We start from the raw sequence: 21,450 nt of genomic DNA on the forward strand, positions 1-21,450 counted from the left end.
CGGCCACTGGCATGGCCCAGCGGGGCGGCGTCAGCCCTCTACCTGGCGCAGTTGCGCCGGGGTGTCGCCGAGGTTGTTGAGCATGCGCTCGCTGTACCAGTCGAGGAAGTTGATCACGCCGAACTCGTAGGTCTTGGAGTACGGGCCCGGCTGGTAGGCGGTGGAGTTGATGCCGCGCTGGTTTTCCTCACCGAGGCGTCGATCCTGGTCGTTGGTGGCGTCCCACACCTGGCGCAGGCGCGCCACGTCATAGTCGACGCCTTCTACTGCATCCTTGTGCACCAGCCATTTGGTGATGACGATCGTCTCCTGGGCGCTGATCGGCCATACGGTGAAGTTGATCAGGTGATCGCCCATGCAGTGGTTCCACGAATGTGGCAGGTGCAGGATGCGCATGGAGCCCAGGTCCGGATCGGTGATGCGGCCCATCAGCTTGTTACAGCCTGGCTTGCCGTCCAGGGTCATGGAGACGGTGCCCTTGAGCAGCGGCATGCGCACGATGCGGTTGCGCAGACCGAAGCTGGCGTGGGCGTAGGGGATGTTGTCCTTGTCCCAGCGGCTGGTGCATTCGGCCACCTGATCCTTGAACGCCTGGCTGGCGCGCGGGTCGGTGACGTCATCCCATTCCAGCAGGGTGTTGAGCAGTTCCGGGTGCGAACCGTTGCAGTGGTAGCACTCGCGGTTGTTCTCGATCACCAGCTTCCAGTTGGCCTTCTCGTGCATGACGCTCTGCACCGCGACCTTGGTGTTCTCCATGTCGTACGGCTCCATGTAATGAGCCAGGGTGCTCAGGAACTCGTCGATGGCCGGCGGGTTGTCCGCCAGGCTGATGAAGATGAAGCCGCCAGCGGTCTTGCAGTTGACCGGTTTGAGGTTGTAGTCGGAGAGCTTGAAGCCTTCGCCCATCTCGGTGCCGGCGAACAACAGGCGACCATCGAGCTCATAAGTCCATTGGTGGTAGGGGCAGACCAGCTTGGCGACCTTGCCTTTGTCGGAGACGCACAGGCGCGAACCGCGATGGCGGCAGACGTTGTGGAAGGCATGGATCTGACCTTCGGCACCGCGGATGACGATGATCGGGTTGTCGCCGATCTGCAGGGTGAGGAAGTTGCCCTTGGTCGGGATTTCGCTGGTCATGCCGGCGATCAACCATTCCTTGTGGAAGATCTCCTGCATGTCGACCTGGAACAGGCGCTCGTCGTTGTAGAACGGCTGCGGCAGCGAGAAGCTGTGGTCGCGTTCGTGCAGCATCTGCGCGGTGGCCTTGCGGACGGGCTCCAGCGGGTCGCCCAGGCTCAGATTTTGGGTGCAGTCCATGTTGGCTCCTCAGTGGCTGGCGCGTTATGCCTGCCGGAAAAAGTGGCTGATACGGTATGTGCCGCAAGGTGGTCGTTTATCACTGCCGCCTGCAATGGGCGTGCATGCGTGGTGAGGCGGAGTGTGGAGCCGAGCCAAGGCGAAACCTTATCCATGGGCGACATGGCCGGATGCGTTTCCGACGCGCTAGCCCCCGTGCTATCAGGTAGGTCGCGATAAGCATGTGGATGTCGCTGGTAGATAAATGACGGTGCTCGGCCTTTCGCACAATCCGCCGTATATAGGCCGATATCCGGCCGTGTGGAGCGCTGTTCATGACCACCACCAACGCCTTCCTCAACCCGGTTACCACGCAGACCTGGACCAACGGCCGCCACCTGGTGCGTTGCGTCAAGGTGATCCAGGAAACCTGGGATGTGCGCACCTTCTGCTTCATGGCCGACCAGCCCGTGCTGTTCTTCTTCAAGCCCGGGCAGTTCGTCACCCTGGAGCTGGAGATCGATGGCCAGCCGATCATGCGCTCCTACACCATTTCCAGCTCGCCTTCGGTGCCTTACAGCTTCTCCATCACCATCAAGCGGGTGCCGGGCGGCAAGGTCTCGAACTGGCTGCACGACAACTTCAAGGAAGGCGACGAGGTGCCAGTGCATGGGCCGGTGGGCCTGTTCAATGCCATCGATTTTCCCTCCGACAAGGTGCTGTTCCTCTCCGGTGGGGTCGGCATCACGCCGGTGATGTCGATGGCGCGCTGGTTCTACGACACCAACGCCAACGTCGACATGATCTTCGTGCACAGCGCGCGCTCGCCCAAGGACATCATCTACCAGCGCGAGCTGGAGCACATGGCGGCGCGTATCAACAACTTCAGCCTGCACGTGATCTGCGAGAAGCACGGGCTGGGCGAGTCCTGGGCTGGCTATCGCGGTTACCTGAACAAGCCAATGCTGGAGCTGATCGCCCCGGACTTCCTCGAACGCGAAATATTCTGCTGTGGCCCGACGCCCTACATGAGCGCGGTCAAGCGTCTGCTCGAGGCGGTGGGCTATGACATGAGCCGCTACCACGAGGAGGCCTTCGGCCCGACGCCACCGGAGATCCGCGCCGAGGTCAAGGAACTGGCCGCCGAAGCCGCCGAGGCGCCCGAGGTGCCGGTGGCCGAGCTCAATCAGGTGGAGTTCATCAGTACCGGCAAGAGCATCCGTGTGGTGCCTGGTGAAACCGTGCACGCCGCTGCGGCCAAGCTTGGCCTGCATATCCCTAAGGCCTGTGGCATGGGTATCTGCGGTACCTGCAAGGTGATGAAGACCGCCGGGGAAGTGGAAATGGAGCACAACGGCGGCATCACCGACGAGGATGTGGCCGAGGGCTACATCCTGTCGTGTTGCAGCGTGCCGAAAGGGGATGTGGCGATCGACTATTGATCGCCACCTTGGTTCTGGTCGCGGTTAAAGCCCCTCCCACAGGTGCGTCATGGCGTCATTCAGGCGCTCATTACTTCACGGATATCCGCGGCCAACTGACGTACGCGGGCTTCGTCGGTATCCCAGCTGCACATGAAGCGCGCGCCGCCAGCGCCGATGAAGGTGTAGAAGCGCCAGCCACGGGCGGTGAGGGCGGCGATGGCCGGCTCCGACAGTTGCAGGAACACGCCGTTGGCTTCCACCGGGAACATCAGGCTGACGCCGGGTACATCCGCCACCAGGGTGGCCAGCAACTGCGCGCAGCGGTTGGCGTGGTTGGCGTATTTCAGCCAGACATCGTTCTGCAGGATGCCGACCCAGGGCGCGGACAGGTAGCGCATCTTCGAGGCCAGTTGGCCGGCCTGCTTGCAGCGGTAGTCGAAGTCCTCGGCCAGATCCTTGTTGAAGAAGACGATGGCCTCACCGACGGCCATGCCGTTCTTGGTGCCGCCGAAGCACAGCACATCGACGCCAGCCTTCCAGGTCAACTCCGCCGGGCTGCAGCCGAGGAAGGCGCAGGCGTTGGAGAAGCGTGCGCCGTCCATGTGCAGGTGCAGGCCCAGCTCCTCGCAGACCTGGCTGATGGCGCGGACTTCTTCCGGGCGATAGACAGTGCCTACTTCGGTGGCCTGGGTGAGGGTGACCACGCGCGGTTTCGGGTAGTGGATATCCTGACGCTTGCGGGCGATCTCGCGGATCGCTTGCGGGGTCAGCTTGCCGTTATCGGTCTTGGCCAACAGCAGCTTGGAGCCGTTGGAGAAGAACTCCGGTGCGCCGCATTCGTCGGTTTCGACGTGGGCGGTCTCCGAGCAGATCACGCTGTGGTAGCTCTGGCACAGCGAGGCCAGGGCCAGGGAGTTGGCGGCGGTGCCGTTGAAGGCGAAGAACACCTCGCAGTCGGTCTCGAACAGGCGGCGGAAGTGATCGGCAGCGCGCGCCGTCCATTCGTCATCGCCGTAGGCGCGCTGGTGGCCCTGGTTGGCCTCGGCCATGGCGGCCCAGGCTTCGGGACAGATGCCGGAGTAGTTGTCGCTGGCGAATTGCTGGGCATTGTCGGGCATTGGCGCGTTCCTTCTGAAAAACCTGCCGGCGGGTCTGCCGGGAAAGCCTCTACTTTAACCCTGCGGCTATCTGTCAGGCGTCCGTCGCCGCGACGAGTTGTTGCGCTGAAGCGTACTGCCGAGTCGGTTCGTGGCCAAACGTTCGGCTAGCAGATGGAACTTGAAGCTTGCTCTGGCGTTCACACTTACCAGAGGGCGGCAGTCGATCCGCTCTCCGCAATCAAGAGAAGGAGTTTCCCATGACTTATCGTCACCTGCTCGCCCTTGCTCTGCCGCTGGCCGTGGCGCTGCCCGTTTCCGCTGCCGAGTGGTCGGATGATGCCAAGACCGAATTCGTTCAGCAGTGCATCGCTGGCGCACCGGCAGGCTACGAGGAGCCACAACTGCGTGCTTATTGCGACTGCGCTGCGACCAGCGTCAGCAAGGAATTCAGCGAGGCCGAGTTGCAGGAAATGAGTCGCCAGTCTCCGCCTGACCCTACCATGCAGCAGCGCCTGGTAAATGCCTCCAGCAGTTGCGGAGAGAAACTCAAGCCATAAGTGGCTGAGTAAATAACGTGCGCTTGTGCCGGAGCCCCGTGGGCTCTGGCCTGGCGCCGGATTTCCACAGGCAGTGCACAGTGGCGCCCACAGTATTTGTGCACAAGCCGCGTCTATCTATTTGATCCTGTTCGATTTTTAGCCGTCTCTCGGCAAGCCCCGGCTGCTCTGGCTTCGCGCCTGCGTCGAACAGCCTATGCACAGTTTCATCCACATCTTCTGTGCATATCCCCAACCGATCCCTGCCTCTCGCTCATGTCGCTGGTGGATAAGCCAGGGTGGCGGTGCGGGTGTATGGATATTGAGCGCAGCCCTGTATCGCAGTGAGTGCAAGGCCGGCAGCAATCTGCTGACAGCTTTTCCACAGGCTAGTCCACGGCTTCTGTGTATGGCTGATGTTGTTAACTGCTTGATATCGATCAGGAATGACCTTTTTGCGGGAGCCCCTGCCATTCCTGGGGGCGGGCGTTGTATGCACGGTTTATCCACAGTTTGATCCCCGTGATTTGTGTGCAAACCAGCGGCGCACCCGCGACGCGCCTGATTGCGACAAGGCCATGTCGCAAACGAATGCTCTCACGGCGTTGGCAGGCATTTGGGCGGGCAGGGGCGGCCCTACCATCGCTGCACAGGGCCTTGCCGGCCTGCCCGTCCAAGACCGCCGCCCACAGGCGCTGCAGGAGAGTTGAGATGTTCAGCAAGCAGGATCAGATTCAGGGTTACGACGACGAGTTGCTCGCGGCGATCGATCAGGAAGAACGCCGTCAGGAAGAGCATATCGAGCTGATCGCCTCGGAGAACTACTGCAGTCAGCGGGTGATGGAAGCGCAGGGCAGCGGCCTGACCAACAAGTACGCCGAAGGTTATCCGGGCAAGCGTTATTACGGTGGCTGCGAGTATGTCGACAAGGTCGAGCAACTGGCCATCGACCGCGCCAAGGCGCTGTTCGGCGCCGATTACGCCAACGTTCAGCCGCACTCCGGTTCCTCGGCCAACAGCGCCGTGTACCTGGCGTTGCTCAATGCCGGCGACACTATCCTCGGCATGAGCCTGGCCCACGGCGGCCACCTGACTCACGGCGCCAAGGTGTCGTCCTCGGGCAAACTCTACAACGCCGTGCAGTACGGCCTGGACACCGCTACCGGGCTGATCGACTACGACGAGGTCGAGCGCCTGGCCGTGGAGCACAAGCCGAAGATCATCGTCGCCGGGTTTTCCGCCTACTCCAAGACCCTGGATTTCCCGCGCTTTCGCGCCATCGCCGACAAGGTCGGTGCGCTGCTGTTCGTCGACATGGCCCACGTCGCTGGCCTGGTCGCCGCCGGTCTGTACCCGAACCCGATTCCCTTCGCCGATGTGGTCACTACCACCACCCACAAGACTCTGCGTGGCCCGCGTGGCGGCCTGATCCTGGCCAAGGCCAACGAAGAGATCGAGAAGAAGCTCAACTCCGCCGTATTCCCCGGTGCCCAGGGCGGCCCGCTGATGCACGTCATCGCCGCCAAGGCGGTGTGCTTCAAGGAGGCCATGGAGCCGGAGTTCAAGGCCTACCAGCAACAGGTCATCGACAACGCCCAGGCCATGGCCCAGGTGTTCATCGAGCGCGGCTACGAAGTGGTGTCTGGCGGCACCGACAACCACCTGTTCCTGCTCAGCCTGATCAAGCAGGGGCTGACCGGCAAGGAGGCCGATGCTGCCCTTGGCCGCGCCGGCATCACCGTGAACAAGAACGCCGTGCCCAACGACCCGCAGTCGCCGTTCGTGACCTCGGGCATCCGTATCGGCACGCCGGCGGTGACCACCCGTGGCTTCAAGGTCGCCCAGTGCCAGGCGCTGGCCGGCTGGATCTGCGACATCCTCGATCACCTTGGCGATGCCGATGTCGAGGCGCAGGTGGCCAAGCTGGTCGCCGGGCTGTGCGCGGACTACCCCGTATACCGCTAAAGCCTTCTGCTCTGTTGTAGGAGCCAGCTTGCTGGCGATCCATTACAACGAGCTCGGCTGGATCGCCAGCAAGCTGGCTCCTACAGGTTAGGCGTTCGAGAACAGATTCAAGGAGCATCTTCATGCAACGTTATTCCGGCTTCGGCCTGTTCAAGCACTCGTTCAGCCACCATGAGAACTGGCAGCGCATGTGGCGTAACCCGACGCCCAAGCCGGTGTACGACGTGATCATCGTCGGCGGTGGCGGCCACGGCCTGGCCACAGCCTATTACCTGGCCAAGGAGTTCGGCGTGAAGAACGTCGCAGTGGTGGAGAAGGGCTGGCTCGGCGGCGGCAACACCGCGCGCAACACCACCATCGTGCGTTCCAACTACCTGTGGGACGAGTCCGCGCAGCTCTACGAACACGCGATGAAGTTGTGGGAAGGGCTGTCGCAGGACATCAACTACAACGTCATGTTCTCCCAGCGCGGTGTCTACAACCTCTGCCACACCCTGCAGGACATGCGTGACGCCGAGCGCCGCGTCAGCGCCAACCGCCTCAATGGCGTGGATGGTGAACTGCTGGATGCCAAGCAGGTCGAGGCGGAGATTCCCTACCTCGACTGCAGCAAGAACACCCGTTACCCGGTGATGGGTTCCACCGTACAGCGTCGCGGTGGCGTCGCCCGTCACGACGCCGTGGCCTGGGGCTACGCACGTGCCGCCGATGCCCTGGGCGTCGACCTGATCCAGAACACCGAGGTGATCGGTTTCCGCAAACAGAACGGTGCGGTGATCGGTGTCGAGACCAACAAGGGTTTCATCGGCGCCAAGCGCGTCGGTGTGGTCACTGCCGGTAATTCCGGGCATATGGCGGGGCTCGCCGGCTTCCGTCTGCCGCTGGAATCGCACCCGCTGCAAGCGCTGGTGTCCGAGCCGATCAAACCGATCATCGACAGCGTGATCATGTCCAACGCCGTGCATGGCTACATCAGCCAGTCGGACAAGGGCGATCTGGTCATCGGTGCCGGCATCGACGGCTACAACGGCTACGGCCAGCGCGGCTCCTACCACACTATCGAGCACACCCTGCAGGCCATCGTCGAGATGTTCCCGGTGCTCTCGCGGGTACGCATGAACCGCCAGTGGGGCGGCATCGTCGACACCAGCCCGGATGCCTGCCCGATCATTTCCAAGACCCCGGTGGACAACCTGTTCTTCAACTGCGGTTGGGGTACCGGTGGCTTCAAGGCCACGCCGGGTTCGGGCCACGTCTTCGCCGCCAGCCTGGCCAAGGGTGAGATGCACCCGCTGGCCAAGCCGTTCTCCATCGACCGTTTTCACACCGGCGCACTGATCGACGAGCACGGCGCCGCTGCAGTGGCTCACTAAAAGCGCGCGTAGCGCAAAGCTGATGACCCTCTCCCGCTTGCGGGAGAGGGTGGCCCGCAGGGCCGGGAGAGGGTAGCGCGGCCAACACCGAATGCCCTCTCCCCCGACCCCTCTCCCACAAGTGGGAGAGGGGAGACAAGATAAACCCCGTTGGCATCTGCGAGCGGGGAGTGTTTCAGGAGGCCAACATGCTGCACATCTTCTGCCCCTACTGTGGCGAACTGCGCTCCGAAGAGGAATTCCACGCCAAGGGTCAGGCGCACATCGCCCGCCCGCTCGATCCCGATGCCTGCAGCGATGCCGAGTGGGGCGAGTACATGTTCTTCCGCGACAACCCGCGCGGCATCCACCACGAGCTGTGGGTACACGCAGCCGGTTGCCGCAAGTATTTCAACGCCACCCGCCACACCGTGACCTACGAGATCCTCGAGACCTACAAGGTCGGCGAGAAGCCTTCGGTCACCGCAGCCGGGGCCACCGACAAGCAAGCCGTGGCAGAAGGAGTAACGGCATGAGTCAGGTCAATCGTCTTGCCAAGGGTGGTCGCATCGACCGCAGCCAGGCGCTGAGCTTCACCTTCAACGGCCAGACCTATCAGGGTTTCGCCGGCGACAGCCTGGCCGCCGCGCTGCTGGCCAACGGCGTCGACATCGTCGGCCGCAGCTTCAAGTACTCGCGCCCACGCGGCATCGTCGCTGCGGGCGCGGAAGAGCCCAACGCCGTGCTGCAGATCGGCTCCACCGAAGCGGCGCAGATCCCTAACGTGCGCGCCACCCAGCAGGCGCTGTACAGCGGCCTGGTGGCCAACAGCACCAACGGCTGGCCGAGCGTCAACACCGACCTGATGGGCATCCTCGGCAAGGTCGGCGGCGGCATGATGCCGCCCGGTTTCTACTACAAGACCTTCATGTATCCGCAGAACCTGTGGATGACCTATGAGAAGTACATCCGCAAGGCCGCAGGCTTAGGTCGCTCGCCCACCGAAGTCGACCCGGATATCTACGACCAGCTCAACCAGCACTGCGACGTGCTGATCGTCGGTGCCGGCCCTGCCGGTCTCGCCGCCGCGCTGGCTGCTGGCCGTAGCGGCGCGCGGGTGATTCTTGCCGATGAACAGGAAGAGTTCGGCGGCAGCCTGCTCGATACCCGCGAAACCCTCGACGGCAAGCCCGCCGCCGACTGGGTAGCGCAGGTCATCGCCGAGTTGCAGGCAATGCCGGAAGTGACCCTGCTGCCTCGCGCCACGGTCAACGGTTACCACGACCACAACTTCCTCACCATCCACCAGCGCCTCACCGACCACCTCGGTGAAACCGCGCCGATGGGCCAGGCCCGTCAGCGCATGCACCGCGTGCGTGCCAAGCGTGTGGTGTTGGCCAGCGGCGCCCATGAGCGGCCGCTGGTGTACGCCAACAACGATGTACCGGGCAATATGCTGGCTGGCGCCGTGTCGACCTACGTGCGTCGTTATGGCGTGGCGCCAGGGCAGGAACTGGTGCTGTCGACCAACAACGATTATGCCTACCGCGTGGTGCTCGACTGGCTCGATGCCGGTCGCAAGGTGGTGGCTGTCGCCGATGCCCGCAGCAACCCGCGTGGCGCCTGGGTCGAGGAAGCGCGTGCGCGTGGCGTGCGCATCCTCACCGGCAGCGCAGTGGTCGAGGCACGTGGCAGCAAGCGCGTGACCGGTGCGCGCATCTGCGCGATCGATGCCAAGGCACACAAGGTCACCAGCCCTGGCGAAGTGCTCGACTGCGACCTGATCGTCAGCTCCGGTGGCTACAGCCCGGTGGTGCACTTGGCGTCGCACCTGGGTGGTCGCCCCGAATGGCGCGAGGACATCCTCGGTTTCGTGCCGGGGCCGGGCAACGGCATCCAGCAGCGCATCGACGCGGGTGCGGTGAATGGCGTGTTCGCCCTCGGTGACGTGCTCGCCAATGGCTTCGAGGCGGGCGCCAAGGCAGCTGCCGAGGCCGGTTACAAGGCGGTTAGCGGCAGCCTGCCGCAGGTCGAGGCGTTGCACGAGGAGCCGATGCTGGCGCTGTTCCAGGTGCCGCACGACAAATCCACCGCGCGCGCACCCAAGCAGTTCGTCGACCTGCAGAACGACGTCACCGCCGCCGGCATCGAGCTGGCGACGCGCGAGGGCTTCGAGTCGGTCGAGCACGTCAAACGTTACACCGCACTGGGCTTCGGCACCGACCAGGGCAAGCTGGGCAACATCAACGGCCTGGCTATCGCCGCGCGTTCGATGGGCATCAGCATCGTGCAGATGGGCACCACCATGTTCCGTCCGAATTACACGCCGGTGACTTTCGGCGCCGTGGCCGGTCGCCACTGTGGTGAGCTGTTCGATGCCAAGCGCTACACCGCGATGCAGGCCTGGCATGTGAAGAACGGCGCCGAGTTCGAGGACGTCGGCCAGTGGAAGCGCCCCTGGTACTTCCCGAAAAATGGCGAGGACCTGCACGCAGCCGTGGCCCGCGAGTGCCTGGCCGTGCGCAGCAGCGTGGGCATCCTCGATGCTTCCACCCTGGGCAAGATCGACATTCAGGGCCCGGATGCGCGCGAGTTCCTCAACCGCGTCTACACCAACGCCTGGACCAAGCTCGATGTGGGCAAGGCGCGCTATGGCCTGATGTGCAAGGAAGATGGCATGGTCTTCGACGACGGCGTTACCGCCTGTCTCGGCGACAACCATTTCCTCATGACCACCACCACTGGCGGCGCGGCGCGCGTGCTGGAATGGCTGGAAATATACCACCAGACCGAATGGCCGGAGCTGAAGGTGTACTTCACCTCGGTCACCGACCACTGGGCGACCATGACCCTGTCCGGCCCCAACAGCCGCAAGCTGCTGGCCAAGGTCACCGACATCGACCTGGACAAGGACGCCTTCCCCTTCATGAGCTGGAAGGAAGGCCTGGTCGGCGGCGTGCCGGCGAGGGTGTTCCGCATCTCCTTCACCGGCGAGCTGAGCTACGAGGTCAACGTGCAGGCCGACTACGCTCTGGGCGTGTGGGAGCAGATCATCGAAGCCGGCAAGGAGTTCGACCTGACTCCCTACGGCACCGAGACCATGCACGTACTGCGTGCGGAGAAGGGCTTCATCATCGTTGGCCAGGACACCGACGCCTCGGTGACCCCGGACGATCTGAACATGGGCTGGTGCGTCGGCCGTACCAAGCCGTTCTCCTGGATCGGCAAGCGCGGCATGAACCGCGCCGACTGCCTGCGCGAAGACCGCAAGCAGCTGGTCGGGCTGAAACCGGTCGACCCGAATCAGGTGCTGCCGGAAGGTGCGCAACTGGTGTTCGACCCGAAACAGTCCATCCCGATGCAGATGGTCGGCCACGTCACCTCCAGCTACATGAGCGCGGCGATGGGTTACAGCTTCGCCATGGCGGTGGTCAAAGGCGGCCTCAAGCGCATGGGCGAGCGTGTGTTCGCACCGCTGGCCGATGGCAGCGTGATCGAAGCCGAAATCTGCAGCTCCGTGTTCTATGACCCGAAAGGGGATCGCCAGAATGTCTAACGTCAACGTCTATCAGCAACGCCCCGCCGACATCGCCGGGCAGTCGCCACTGCACCACGCCGGCCTGCATGAGCTGGTCGGCAAGGGCCGCAAGAACGCCGGCATCACCCTGCGCGAGAAGAAACTGCGCGGGCATCTGGTGATTCGTGGGGATGCCAAGGACGCCGGTTTCTCCGGCGGTGTGCACAAGGCCCTGGGTCTGGAACTGCCGGTGGCGCTGACCCTGGTCGCCGACGGCGACACCTCGCTGCAGTGGCTGGGCCCGGACGAATGGCTGCTGATCGTGCCCGGCGGCAGCGAGTTCGAGGTCGAGCGCCGGCTGCGCGAAGCGCTGGATGGCCAGCATATCTCGGTGGTCAACGTCAGCGGCGGACAGACCCTGCTGGAGCTATCCGGGCCGAAGGTGCGTGAACTGCTGATGAAATCGACCAGCTACGACGTGCACCCGAGCAACTTCCCGGTGGGCAAGGCGGTGGGCACGGTGTTCGCCAAGTCCCAACTGGTGATTCGCCACACTGGCGAGGAGACCTGGGAGCTGGTGATCCGCCGCAGCTTCGCCGACTACTTCTGGCTGTGGCTGCAGGATGCCAGTGCCGAGTATGGGTTGGCGGTTGAGGCCTGAAGCTGAACCTGAGGTATACGCGGACAGCTCCCTCTTCCTCCCGGAGACGACTGCATGGAGCAGGAGGTAGGGGGCGCAGGATGCCAACGCTGAGGGGAGTTCGCTATGACGTGTGTCTGGCGTGGGTCTCACAAGCAGCCACGAACAACCCCCTCTCCCTCTGGGAGAGGGTTGGGGTGAGGGGAAGGGCAGACCGCATTGTGTCGGATAGCCCTCACCCCCGGCCCCTCTCCCAAGGGAGAGGGGTGAACAGCAATGGAGTCTATTATGAGCCGCACCCCCGACACCTGGATTCTCACCGCCCATTGCCCGAGCGTGCTCGGCACCGTGGATGCGGTAACCCGCTTTCTGTTCGAGCAGCGCTGCTACGTCACCGAGCATCACAGCTTCGATGACCGGCTGTCCTCACGCTTCTTCATCCGTGTCGAGTTCCGTCAGCCGCAGGATTTCGACGAGGCCGCCTTTCGCGCCGGTGTGGCCGAGCGTCTGGCACCCTTCGACATGCAGGTCGAGCTGACCCCGCCGGGCTACCGCGCCAAGGTGGTGCTGATGGTGTCCAAGGCCGACCACTGCCTGCATGACTTGCTGTATCGCCAGCGCATCGGCCAGTTGGCCATGGACGTGGTGGCGGTGGTGTCCAACCACCCGGATCTGGAACCGCTGGCGCGCTGGCACGGCATTCCCTACCACCATTTCCCGCTCGATCCGGCCGACAAGCCGGCGCAAGAGCGCAAGGTGCTGCAGGTGATCGAGGACACCGGCGCGGAGCTGGTGGTGCTCGCCCGCTACATGCAGGTGCTGTCGCCCGAGCTGTGTCGCCGGCTGGACGGCTGGGCGATCAATATCCACCACTCGCTGCTGCCCGGTTTCAAGGGCGCCAAGCCCTACCACCAGGCCTACCAGAAGGGCGTCAAGTTGGTCGGTGCCACGGCGCACTACATCAACAACGACCTCGACGAGGGGCCGATCATCGCCCAGGGCGTGGAGGCGGTGGATCACGCGCATTACCCGGAGGACCTGATCGCCAAGGGCCGCGATATCGAATGTCTGACCCTGGCCCGCGCCGTCGGCTACCACATCGACCGCCGTGTGTTCCTCAATGCCAACCGCACTGTGGTGCTCAACGCCTGAACACGAGGCTACCTGGCTGTAGGGTGGGTCGGGCGGCGCTCCGCTTCAGCCCACAGGCTTTTTCGGTAGGCTAAAGTGGAAGGCCGCCCGGCCCACCCTAGAGAAGGAGTCGCAACGTAAAACGCTATTTGGTGGGCTAAAGCCCACCCTACGGTAACAACGGTGCCATTTGTAGGGTGGGCTTTAGCCCACCAGGCGCAACGGAAGAACGTAATTGGTGGGCTAAGGCGGATCGCCGCTCGGCCCACCCTACGGAAACCGCCCTGCCAGGCTTTACCGGCGGTTTCCGGCAACAGATGCAACAAGCTCCAGTGCAAGGTCGCGCGGCCCGTCGGTCGCGTCTTGTGTCCACAACAAGAAAGGAGAGTTACGCATGTCTGGTAATCGTGGTGTGGTTTATCTCGGTACGGGCAAGGTCGAAGTGCAGAAGATCGACTACCCGAAAATGCAGGATCCGCGCGGCAAGAAGATCGAGCACGGGGTCATCCTGAAAGTCGTTTCCACCAATATCTGTGGCTCCGACCAGCACATGGTGCGTGGCCGTACCACCGCACAGGTCGGCCTGGTGCTGGGCCACGAGATCACCGGTGAGGTGATCGAGAAGGGCCGCGATGTCGAGCGTCTGCAGATCGGCGATCTGGTTTCCGTGCCCTTCAACGTCGCCTGCGGCCGCTGCCGCAGCTGCAAGGAACAGCACACCGGCGTCTGCCTGACCGTCAACCCAGCGCGTGCCGGTGGCGCCTACGGCTACGTCGACATGGGCGACTGGACCGGCGGTCAGGCCGAATACGTGCTGGTGCCCTACGCCGACTTCAATCTGCTCAAGCTGCCGGACCGCGACAAGGCCATGGAGAAGATCCGTGACCTGACCTGCCTGTCCGACATTCTGCCCACCGGTTACCACGGTGCGGTCACTGCGGGCGTTGGCCCGGGCAGCACCGTCTACGTCGCCGGTGCCGGCCCGGTCGGTCTGGCCGCCGCCGCTTCGGCGCGTCTGCTCGGCGCCGCCGTGGTCATAGTCGGCGACGTCAACCCGGTGCGCCTGGCCCATGCCAAGGCGGTGGGCTTCGAGATCGCCGACCTGTCCAAGGACACGCCGCTGCATGAGCAGATCGCCGAGCTGCTCGGCGAGCCGGAAGTCGATTGCGCCATCGACTGCGTGGGCTTCGAGGCCCGCGGTCACGGCCATGACGGCGCGCAGCACGAGGCCCCGGCCACCGTGCTCAACTCGCTGATGCAGGTCACCCGCGTGGCCGGCAAGATCGGTATTCCCGGCCTCTACGTCACCGAAGACCCGGGCGCGGTGGACGCGGCGGCGAAGATCGGCGCTCTGAGCATCCGCTTCGGCCTCGGCTGGGCCAAGTCGCACAGCTTCCACACCGGCCAGACCCCGGTGATGAAGTACAACCGCGCGCTGATGCAGGCCATCATGTGGGATCGCATCAACATCGCCGAGGTGGTCGGTGTGCAGGTCATCAGCCTGGACGATGCGCCGCGTGGCTACGGCGAGTTCGATGCCGGCGTGCCGAAGAAATTCGTCATCGACCCGCATAAGACCTTCAGTGCGGCGTGACGTCGTGACCTGGGCTTAGTCCCAGGCCGCTACCTTTCACGACAAAGGCGCAGTTGTTGGCGTCGTCTTTCGGGAGCCCGCAGGCTAATGCTGATCAGATAAGTTCGTCACCACCCCCTCCTACTTGCAGTAGAGGGGGCGCTTTTCGTAGGAGCCAGCTTGCTGGCGATGCTTTTTATGGCGGATCGCCGGCAAGCCGGCTCCTGCAAAGATCGAGTGCAACGGCTTAACTGACTGGCATTAGCCTGCGGGCTCCCATTTTCTGTTACGTGCAATCACTGCCACTCGGCACGGATTTGCGCGATGCGCGCGTCCTTCTCCTGCCAGAGTTGAGTGACCCAGTCCTGCATGTACTGGCGAAATACCGGGTCGTTCTGGTAGTCGCCCTGCCACAGTTCGGCAGCCAGGTTGCGCGTCTGGATATCGACGATCACCTTGTCCACCTGACCGCTGAGCAGTGCCCAAAAGCCCGGCGCTTTGCCCTCGGGATACACCAGTGTCACGTCCAGCACGGCGTCGATCTGTTCACCCAGCGTCGCGAGTACGAACGCCACGCCGCCGGCTTTGGGCTTGAGCAGGTAGCGGTAGGGTGATTGTTGCTGAGCCTGCTTGGCGGGTGTGAAGCGAGTGCCTTCGAGGAAGTTGACCACGGTGACCGGCAAGCGCTTGAACTTCTCGCAGGCGGCCTTGGTGATCTCCAGATCCTTGCCCTTCATGTGCGGGTTCTTGTCGAGGAAGGCCTTGGAGTAACGCTTCATGAAGGGGTAATCGAGCGCCCAGAAGGCCAGGCCGAGAAAGGGCACCCAGATCAGTTGCTGCTTGAGGAAGAACTTGAAGTAGGGCGTCCTGCGGTTGAAGGCCTGCACCAGGGCGGGAATGTCGACCCAGGACTGGTGATTGCTGATCACCAGGTAGGAGCGGTCTCTGCGCAGCTCGGCGTTGCCGCGGATGTCCCAGTGTGTCGGCGTCAGCAGGGCGAAGATGCGTTTGCAGTTCTCCGCCCAAAATTCGGCCACCCACATCACCCCGCGCGAGCAGGCATCGCGCGCCGCCTGGCCCGGCAGGACGAACTTGGCCAGGGCGATCAGCAGCAGTGGGCCGATCAGCAGCAGGGTGTTACCCAGCAGCAGAATGACATTGAGTAGACCGATCAACAGGGGGCGCATGGCAACTCCTTGGCAGGCGTGGACGCCGCATCATAAGCACCTGTTGGGTGTGGCTCAAAATCGTCACCAGTGGCCTATGGCCATTTTTTGTCAAAGCCCTGATGCGGGTCAGTGTGAAAAATCAGGGAATTATCCGACAATGACAAGGCCCAGCTCCCGGACTCCCTCGCCAACCCGTTCTGGATGATGTCGATGTTGAAACGCATTGCGGTGGCCGATCTGCGGGTCGGTATGTACATCCAGGAGTTTTGCGGATCATGGATGGATCACCCCTTCTGGAAGTCCAAGTTCATGCTCAGCTCGGAAAAGGATCTGGCCCGCATTCACAGCAGTGCGATCACCGAGCTGTGGATCGATGTCGGCAAGGGGGCTGATGTAGCCCCAGGTGTGCAGGCCACGACCGAAGAAGAGGCCGAATGCGAGGCCGAAGCGCGGCTGCTGGCCGCCATCGAGCCGCCCAAGGTCAAAGCCCTGTCGATGGAGCAGGAGCTGGAACAGGCCGTCAAACTCTGCGCGCGTTCCCGGCAGGCGGTCATGGAGATGTTTAACGATGCGCGCATGGGGCAGGCGCTGCAGTTCGAGCAGGCCGCGGCACTGGTCGAGGAGATTTCCGAATCGGTTCTGCGTCATCCCAACGCGCTGATCAGCCTGGCGCGGCTCAAGCACAGCAACGAATACACCTACATGCACTCGGTTGCCGTATGCGCGCTGATGATCGCGCTGGCGCGCAAGCTCGGCTTGCCCGACGATGCCGTGCGTGAGGCCGGGCTGGCCGGGCTGCTGCATGACATCGGCAAGATGGCCGTCCCGCAGGAGCTGCTGGACAAGCCCGGCAAGCTTACCGACACCGAGTTCGCCAAGGTGCGCAAGCACCCGGAGGAAGGCGGCAGCATTCTGCTGGCGAGCAAACAGGTCAGCGCGCTGGTGCTCGACGTATGCCTGCATCACCACGAAAAGGTCGACGGCAGTGGCTATCCTCACCGTCTGCAGGGTGACCAGATCAGCCTGATGGCGAAGATGGGCGCGGTCTGCGACGTGTATGACGCCATCACCTCGAACCGTCCCTACAAGCAGGGCTGGGACCCGGCCGAGTCGATCCGCAAGATGGCCGAGTGGAAGGGGCACTTCGACGAGGCCGTGTTCCAGGCCTTCGTCAAAACGGTTGGCATCTACCCGGTCGGCGCGCTGGTGCGCCTGCAGAGCGGGCGTCTGGCGGTGGTCATGGAGCAGAATCCCAAGGCGCTGCTGGCGCCCAGGGTCAAGGTGTTCTTCTCGACCAAGTCGCGCTTGCCGCTGCCGCAAAGCATCGTCGACCTGAGCAAGATTGCCGACCAGGACCGTATCGTCGGGCGCGAGTCGGCCGAAGAGTGGGGGTTCGAGCGGCTCGACGAGTTGTGGAGTGGGATGGATCTGGAGGGGCGCGGCCGCTGAGACTGTGCTGCAAAAGCCATCTGTCGTCACTCCCGCTATGGCGTGAGCCCAGATGCTTTGCAGGTTTTGGATACCCGCTGCGCGGGCATGACGATTTTTTCAGTGTTTCCCTGACGGCGTGCGGGTGAGGCTGGGCGAGGCTTCGCCGTGGTCGCTGATGAAGTGCGCTCGCTGTCCAATCGCACCCAGGACTCGACCCAGGAAATCGCCCAGACCGTGGACAACCTGCAGCGCGTGGTTGGACAGTCGGTCACCCTGATGGAAGAAGCCTGCAGCCAGGCCGACGGCGACATCGGCAGCGTGCTGGCCATGGGTGATGAACTGCAGAACATCGTCGACTCGGTGCAGCGCGTCAGCGACCGACTGGCGCAGATCGCCACGGCTGCCGAGCAGCAGGCGGCCACCGCCGATGAGGTCAGTGGCAATATCCAGCAGGTCGATCAGGCCGCCGGACAACTGCTCGATGGCGCCCAGGCCGTGAGCAGCGCTGCCGAGCAACTGCGCCTAGGCAGCGAAAGGGCTGGCGCAGAATACCGGGCGCTTCACCCTCGGCTGAAACCAGGGAAAGATTGCAGAGGTCGTCATGATCCACGCAGGCGGGCACCCGGAATATCCGGGTTGCTGTCGCCGATAAACAGCTTGTAGAACATTACCGGGCTGACCTGGCTGGCCAACTCTGCTAAAAACACTGCAAACAACGCGGAGCCCCCAGCATGAAAACGGTTGCCGAACTGCTCAGAACCAAGTCCAACACCTTTCTCTACAGCGTCGACGCGGACGACTCCCTGCTCGATGGGCTGCGCATCATGGCGGAAAAGGGCGTTGGTGCGCTCGTGGTGCTCTCCGGCGGACGCATGGTCGGCATCGTCAGCGAGCGCGATTACGTGCGCAAGGCGGCACTGGCCGACCGCTCGATGCTGGATGCCAAGGTCAACACGATCATGACCCGTGAGGTGATCAGCGTCAGCCCGCGTGACAATCTGCAATATTGCATGCAACTGATGACCGAGCGCCGCCTGCGTCACCTGCCGGTGCTGGCCGAGGGCGAACTGATTGGCCTGCTGTCCATCGGTGACCTGGTCAAGGAAACCATTGCCGAACAGGCCGACCTGATCCGTCAGCTGGAGCAGTACATCCGCGGCGAGATTCCCTGAGCGCGTAGCCCAATGCAATCCGGGAAGTCGTCCGTTCACTCCCCCGGATTCCATCCGTATATGGACTCCTCCCGTTTTGCCAGTTGCGTAGGGCGGGTGCAACCCGCCAACCACCCCTGACGGGCTGCCCCAGTCCTACGCTATCGCCCGCTTGATGCATGATCCGGCCCCCGGCAGTCTGCCGCTGTTGCCCAACAGGTGCAGGACGCCCGATGCCGCAGATACTCGTAGACGAAGACTAAGCCGCGATTGCCGATACGCTGGTCTATGCCCTGCAGGCTGAAGGCTTCGTCACGCACTGGTCGAGCCTGGGCGGCGAGGCGCTGACGCTGCTGGAAAATGGCGCCTTCGACCAGGCCATTCTCGACGTCGGCCTGCCCGATATCAGCGGCTTCGAAGTGTGCAAGCGCCTGCGTCTCTTCTCCGAACTACCGGTGATCTTCCTCACCGCGCGCAGCGAGGAGATCGACCGCGTGGTGGGTCTGGAAATCGGCGCCGACGACTACGTGGTCAAACCCTTCAGCCCGCGTGAGGTCGCCGCCAGGGTCAAGGCCATCCTCAAACGCGTGGCGCCGCGTGAAGCACCAGCAGCCAGCGCGCCGAGCACCTTTCAGATCGATGATGCCGCCTTTCGCATTCACTACCATGGCCAGGCCCTGAGCCTGACCCGCCACGAATTTCGCCTGCTGCGCACGCTGCTCGGCCAGCCACGCCGGGTCTATGCGCGCGAGCAATTGCTCGATGCCCTCGGCGTGGCCAGTGAGGCCGGCTACGAGCGCAACATCGACAGCCATATCAAGAGTGTGCGCGCCAAACTGCGCGCCATCGCCCCGCGCGAAGAGGCGATCCAGATGCATCGCGGCCTGGGCTACAGTTTCGAAGCGGGGGGCCTGAGTCATGCCACTTGGCGTACGCATCGTCCTCGTCTACTTCCTCTTCGTCGGCCTGGCCGGCTGGTTCGTGCTGAGCACGGTGATGGACGAGATTCGCCCGGTGTACGCCAGAGCACCGAGGAGGCGCTGGTCGACACCGCCAACCTGCTGGCCGAGATCCTGCGTGACGAGGTCAAGGCCGGCACCCTCGGCGAGGGCCGCCTGAACGACGCACTGGAGGCCTATGGCCGGCGCCAGCCCAGGCCAGCATCTGGGGGCTGACCAAGGCCGAGGTCAACCACCGCATCTACGTCACCGACGCCCAGGGCATCGTCCTGCTCGACTCCACTGGCCTGGCGGTCGGCCAGGATTATTCGCGCTGGAACGATGTGCTGCTGACCCTGCGCAGCCAGTACGGCGCCCGCTCGACCCGCGAAGACCCGGACGATCCCGACTCTTCGGTGATGTATGTCGCCGCACCTATCAGGGATGGCGAGCAGATCATTGGCGTGGTCTCGGTGGCCAAACCTAACCGCACCCTGCAGCCCTATATCGAGCGCTCGCAAACGCGTCTTGGCTGGCTCGGCGCCGGGCTGATCGGCCTTGGCCTGCTGATTGGCGCAGCGCTGTCCTGGTGGCTCAGCGCGGCGCTGGGCAAGCTCACTCGCTACGCCCAGGCCGTCAGCGAGGGGCAGCGCGCCGAAATGCCCACTGTGCGCGGCGGCGAACTGGGGCAACTGGCCAAGGCGGTGGAGCGCATGCGCACCGAGCTGGAAGGCAAGGCCTACGTCGAGCGTTACGTGCACACCCTGACCCACGAACTGAAGAGCCCGCTGGCCGCCATCCACGGCGCCGCCGAACTGCTCGACGGCGACATGCCGGCCGAGCAGCGCCAGCGTTTCGTGGCCAATATCCAGCAGGAAAGCGCACGCCTGCAGAACCTGATCGAGCGGTTGCTGCACCTGGCGCAGGTGGAGCAGCGCCAGGGCCTGGAAGAGCGCGTTGCCGTGCCGCTGGCGGCGCTGGTAGACGAACTGCTGCAGGCGCAGCAGGCACGCATCACCGCCGCCAATCTGCAGATCGAACAGGCACTGCCTACCGGCATCGAGCTGCGCGGCGAGCGCTTCCTGCTGCGCCAGGCACTGGCCAATCTGCTGGACAACGCCCTCGACTTCACTCCGCCAGGCGGGCGCATCCGCATCGCCGCCGAGCGCCAGGACGAGCGCGTGACGCTGCGTCTGTTCAACCAGGGCGAAGCCATCCCCGGCTACGCGCTGGCACGCCTGACCGAGCGCTTCTACTCCCTGCCGCGCCCCAACGGCGGCCGCAAGAGCACCGGCCTGGGCCTGAACTTCGTGCAGGAGGTGGCCGAGCTGCATGGTGGCGAGTTGCAGATCGGTAATGTCGAAGGCGGTGTGGAAGTACGTCTGACACTACCCGCGTAGGCAGCGCTGCTGTTGCCTTGTGGGAGGGGCTTTAGCCGCGACTCGCCGCTAAAGCGCCTCCCTCAACAGCCTGAGCGTCAGCCTTTGTAGGAGCGGCTGGGCGGCACTCCGCTTCAGCCGCGAAACTTCTCGGCTGTTTAGGATGGGTAGCAACGCGACGTTCCTGTTTTCGCTGCGCTCAATCCAGGCATGGTGGACAAGCTTCGCGTTGTCCACGCCACTATGTCTTCCTTAGCGCTCAGAACAGGCCGGATATACGAATGCAACCGCGCTGACGACAGGTGCAAAGGCAAAGCTTTGCTCACTACTTGTGGGGAGAGTCCATATAAGTTGTTAGGCGGTGTAGCGCTGACGCTGTGCCCCGACTGATTGGTAATTTAGTTTCTGTACTGATTTTAGTAATTTATTCAACTTCGATAAATGTACTTGTTACAACATCGCTGGCATTGAAGCGCACTACCATAGAGCTGTGTTTCCAGTCCCAATGGCACTGACCGAGGCTATAGCGAAATTCATTAGTAGTTGAAGGTGTTGTAGCTTCTCCTAAAAGTTTATCTACCTCATGTTTTTTAAGGCCAGTTAACCGTTCATTTCGTATTAGAGATAGAGCCATCCCGCCCCGAACGCAGCCAGGGTCGTTTAACATGGATTCTTTTTTGAGCTCACTCCATAAGGTGGTGTCAAACGACTGCTCTTCTGTATGAGGCGTTGTGAAGTTTAGATATATGCTACCTATAACAATAACTAGGATAAGGGCTACGGTGATGCGAGCAATCATACTCATGCTTTGAAATAGCCTAACTATAAATAGACACCAAATGGCGCAT

15 protein-coding genes and 3 pseudogenes are annotated in these 21,450 nt (G+C 63.1%); 14 read left to right on the plus strand and 4 right to left on the minus strand.

Features of this window, described 5'->3' with window-relative positions; translation table 11 throughout:
* Positions 1-30 precede the first annotated feature (30 nt).
* Positions 31-1,317 carry a glycine betaine monooxygenase oxygenase subunit gene (gene gbcA, locus N5J71_RS04765; RefSeq protein WP_074855395.1) on the minus strand — a complete coding sequence of 429 codons (1,287 nt, stop codon included), beginning with the start codon at positions 1,315-1,317 and terminating at the stop codon, positions 31-33.
* 314 nt (positions 1,318-1,631) lie between these two features.
* Here gbcA and gbcB point away from each other — a divergent pair, with 314 nt between their 5' ends.
* A complete protein-coding gene (gbcB, locus tag N5J71_RS04770) occupies positions 1,632-2,738 on the plus strand; it encodes a glycine betaine monooxygenase reductase subunit (RefSeq protein WP_279916423.1) in 1,107 nt (368 codons plus the stop codon).
* 59 nt (positions 2,739-2,797) lie between these two features.
* Here the strand turns inward: gbcB and N5J71_RS04775 are convergent, their stop codons facing one another.
* The gene (locus N5J71_RS04775; RefSeq protein ID WP_108233425.1) at positions 2,798-3,838 is read right to left on the minus strand and encodes a threonine aldolase family protein; all 1,041 of its coding nucleotides are present in this window, start codon (positions 3,836-3,838) and stop codon (positions 2,798-2,800) included.
* A gap of 239 nt (positions 3,839-4,077) precedes the next feature.
* Between N5J71_RS04775 and N5J71_RS04780 the strand changes: the two genes are divergently transcribed.
* The 8 genes from N5J71_RS04780 (at position 4,078) to fdhA (ending at position 14,555) form a co-directional block, all read left to right on the plus strand.
* Positions 4,078-4,377, plus strand: coding sequence for a hypothetical protein (locus N5J71_RS04780; protein WP_003463904.1), 300 nt, complete (start codon positions 4,078-4,080; stop codon positions 4,375-4,377).
* A 690-nt stretch (positions 4,378-5,067) separates the two neighbouring features.
* Positions 5,068-6,321 carry a serine hydroxymethyltransferase gene (gene glyA / locus N5J71_RS04785; RefSeq protein ID WP_003463902.1) on the plus strand — a complete coding sequence of 418 codons (1,254 nt, stop codon included), beginning with the start codon at positions 5,068-5,070 and terminating at the stop codon, positions 6,319-6,321.
* A 122-nt stretch (positions 6,322-6,443) separates the two neighbouring features.
* The gene (locus N5J71_RS04790; protein WP_003463898.1) at positions 6,444-7,694 is read left to right on the plus strand and encodes a sarcosine oxidase subunit beta; all 1,251 of its coding nucleotides are present in this window, start codon (positions 6,444-6,446) and stop codon (positions 7,692-7,694) included.
* A gap of 188 nt (positions 7,695-7,882) precedes the next feature.
* Positions 7,883-8,209 carry a sarcosine oxidase subunit delta gene (locus tag N5J71_RS04795; protein ID WP_045735672.1) on the plus strand — a complete coding sequence of 109 codons (327 nt, stop codon included), beginning with the start codon at positions 7,883-7,885 and terminating at the stop codon, positions 8,207-8,209.
* Entirely contained in the window at positions 8,206-11,229 is a 3,024-nt protein-coding gene (locus N5J71_RS04800; protein ID WP_279916424.1) for a sarcosine oxidase subunit alpha, read from the plus strand. Before N5J71_RS04795 ends, N5J71_RS04800 begins: the two co-directional genes overlap by 4 nt.
* Positions 11,222-11,851, plus strand: coding sequence for a sarcosine oxidase subunit gamma (locus N5J71_RS04805; protein ID WP_279916425.1), 630 nt, complete (start codon positions 11,222-11,224; stop codon positions 11,849-11,851). Before N5J71_RS04800 ends, N5J71_RS04805 begins: the two co-directional genes overlap by 8 nt.
* Before the next feature lie 267 nt (positions 11,852-12,118).
* Positions 12,119-12,982 (plus strand): formyltetrahydrofolate deformylase, encoded by an 864-nt coding sequence (gene purU / locus N5J71_RS04810; protein WP_074855402.1) that lies wholly within the window; start codon positions 12,119-12,121, stop codon positions 12,980-12,982.
* A gap of 373 nt (positions 12,983-13,355) precedes the next feature.
* Positions 13,356-14,555 (plus strand): formaldehyde dehydrogenase, glutathione-independent, encoded by a 1,200-nt coding sequence (gene fdhA, locus N5J71_RS04815; protein WP_074855403.1) that lies wholly within the window; start codon positions 13,356-13,358, stop codon positions 14,553-14,555.
* Positions 14,556-14,830: 275 nt separating this feature from the next.
* Here fdhA and N5J71_RS04820 read toward each other — a convergent pair whose 3' ends face one another.
* Positions 14,831-15,721, minus strand: a complete 891-nt coding sequence (locus N5J71_RS04820; RefSeq protein ID WP_125874019.1) for a 1-acylglycerol-3-phosphate O-acyltransferase, YihG family — start codon at positions 15,719-15,721, stop codon at positions 14,831-14,833.
* Between the two features lie 192 nt (positions 15,722-15,913).
* Here N5J71_RS04820 and N5J71_RS04825 point away from each other — a divergent pair, with 192 nt between their 5' ends.
* The 5 genes and pseudogenes from N5J71_RS04825 (at position 15,914) to creC (ending at position 20,623) form a co-directional block, all read left to right on the plus strand.
* Entirely contained in the window at positions 15,914-17,152 is a 1,239-nt protein-coding gene (locus N5J71_RS04825) for an HD-GYP domain-containing protein (RefSeq protein ID WP_257597232.1), read from the plus strand.
* 117 nt (positions 17,153-17,269) lie between these two features.
* Positions 17,270-17,708: pseudogene (locus N5J71_RS04830) on the plus strand (methyl-accepting chemotaxis protein); the annotation flags it as partial.
* A gap of 157 nt (positions 17,709-17,865) precedes the next feature.
* Positions 17,866-18,306, plus strand: a complete 441-nt coding sequence (locus N5J71_RS04835) for a CBS domain-containing protein (protein WP_003463876.1) — start codon at positions 17,866-17,868, stop codon at positions 18,304-18,306.
* Positions 18,307-18,554: 248 nt separating this feature from the next.
* A pseudogene (gene creB, locus N5J71_RS04840) lies at positions 18,555-19,184 on the plus strand (two-component system response regulator CreB); the annotation flags it as partial.
* 19 nt (positions 19,185-19,203) lie between these two features.
* A pseudogene (gene creC / locus N5J71_RS04845) lies at positions 19,204-20,623 on the plus strand (two-component system sensor histidine kinase CreC).
* A 403-nt stretch (positions 20,624-21,026) separates the two neighbouring features.
* Here creC and N5J71_RS04850 read toward each other — a convergent pair.
* On the minus strand, positions 21,027-21,407 hold the full coding sequence (locus N5J71_RS04850; RefSeq protein ID WP_125874017.1) for a hypothetical protein: 381 nt from the start codon (positions 21,405-21,407) through the stop codon (positions 21,027-21,029).
* Between the last annotated feature and the right edge of the window lie 43 nt (positions 21,408-21,450).

The sequence above is a fragment of the Ectopseudomonas oleovorans genome, from assembly GCF_029845265.1.
Taxonomy (GTDB): Bacteria; Pseudomonadota; Gammaproteobacteria; order Pseudomonadales; family Pseudomonadaceae; genus Aquipseudomonas; species Aquipseudomonas oleovorans.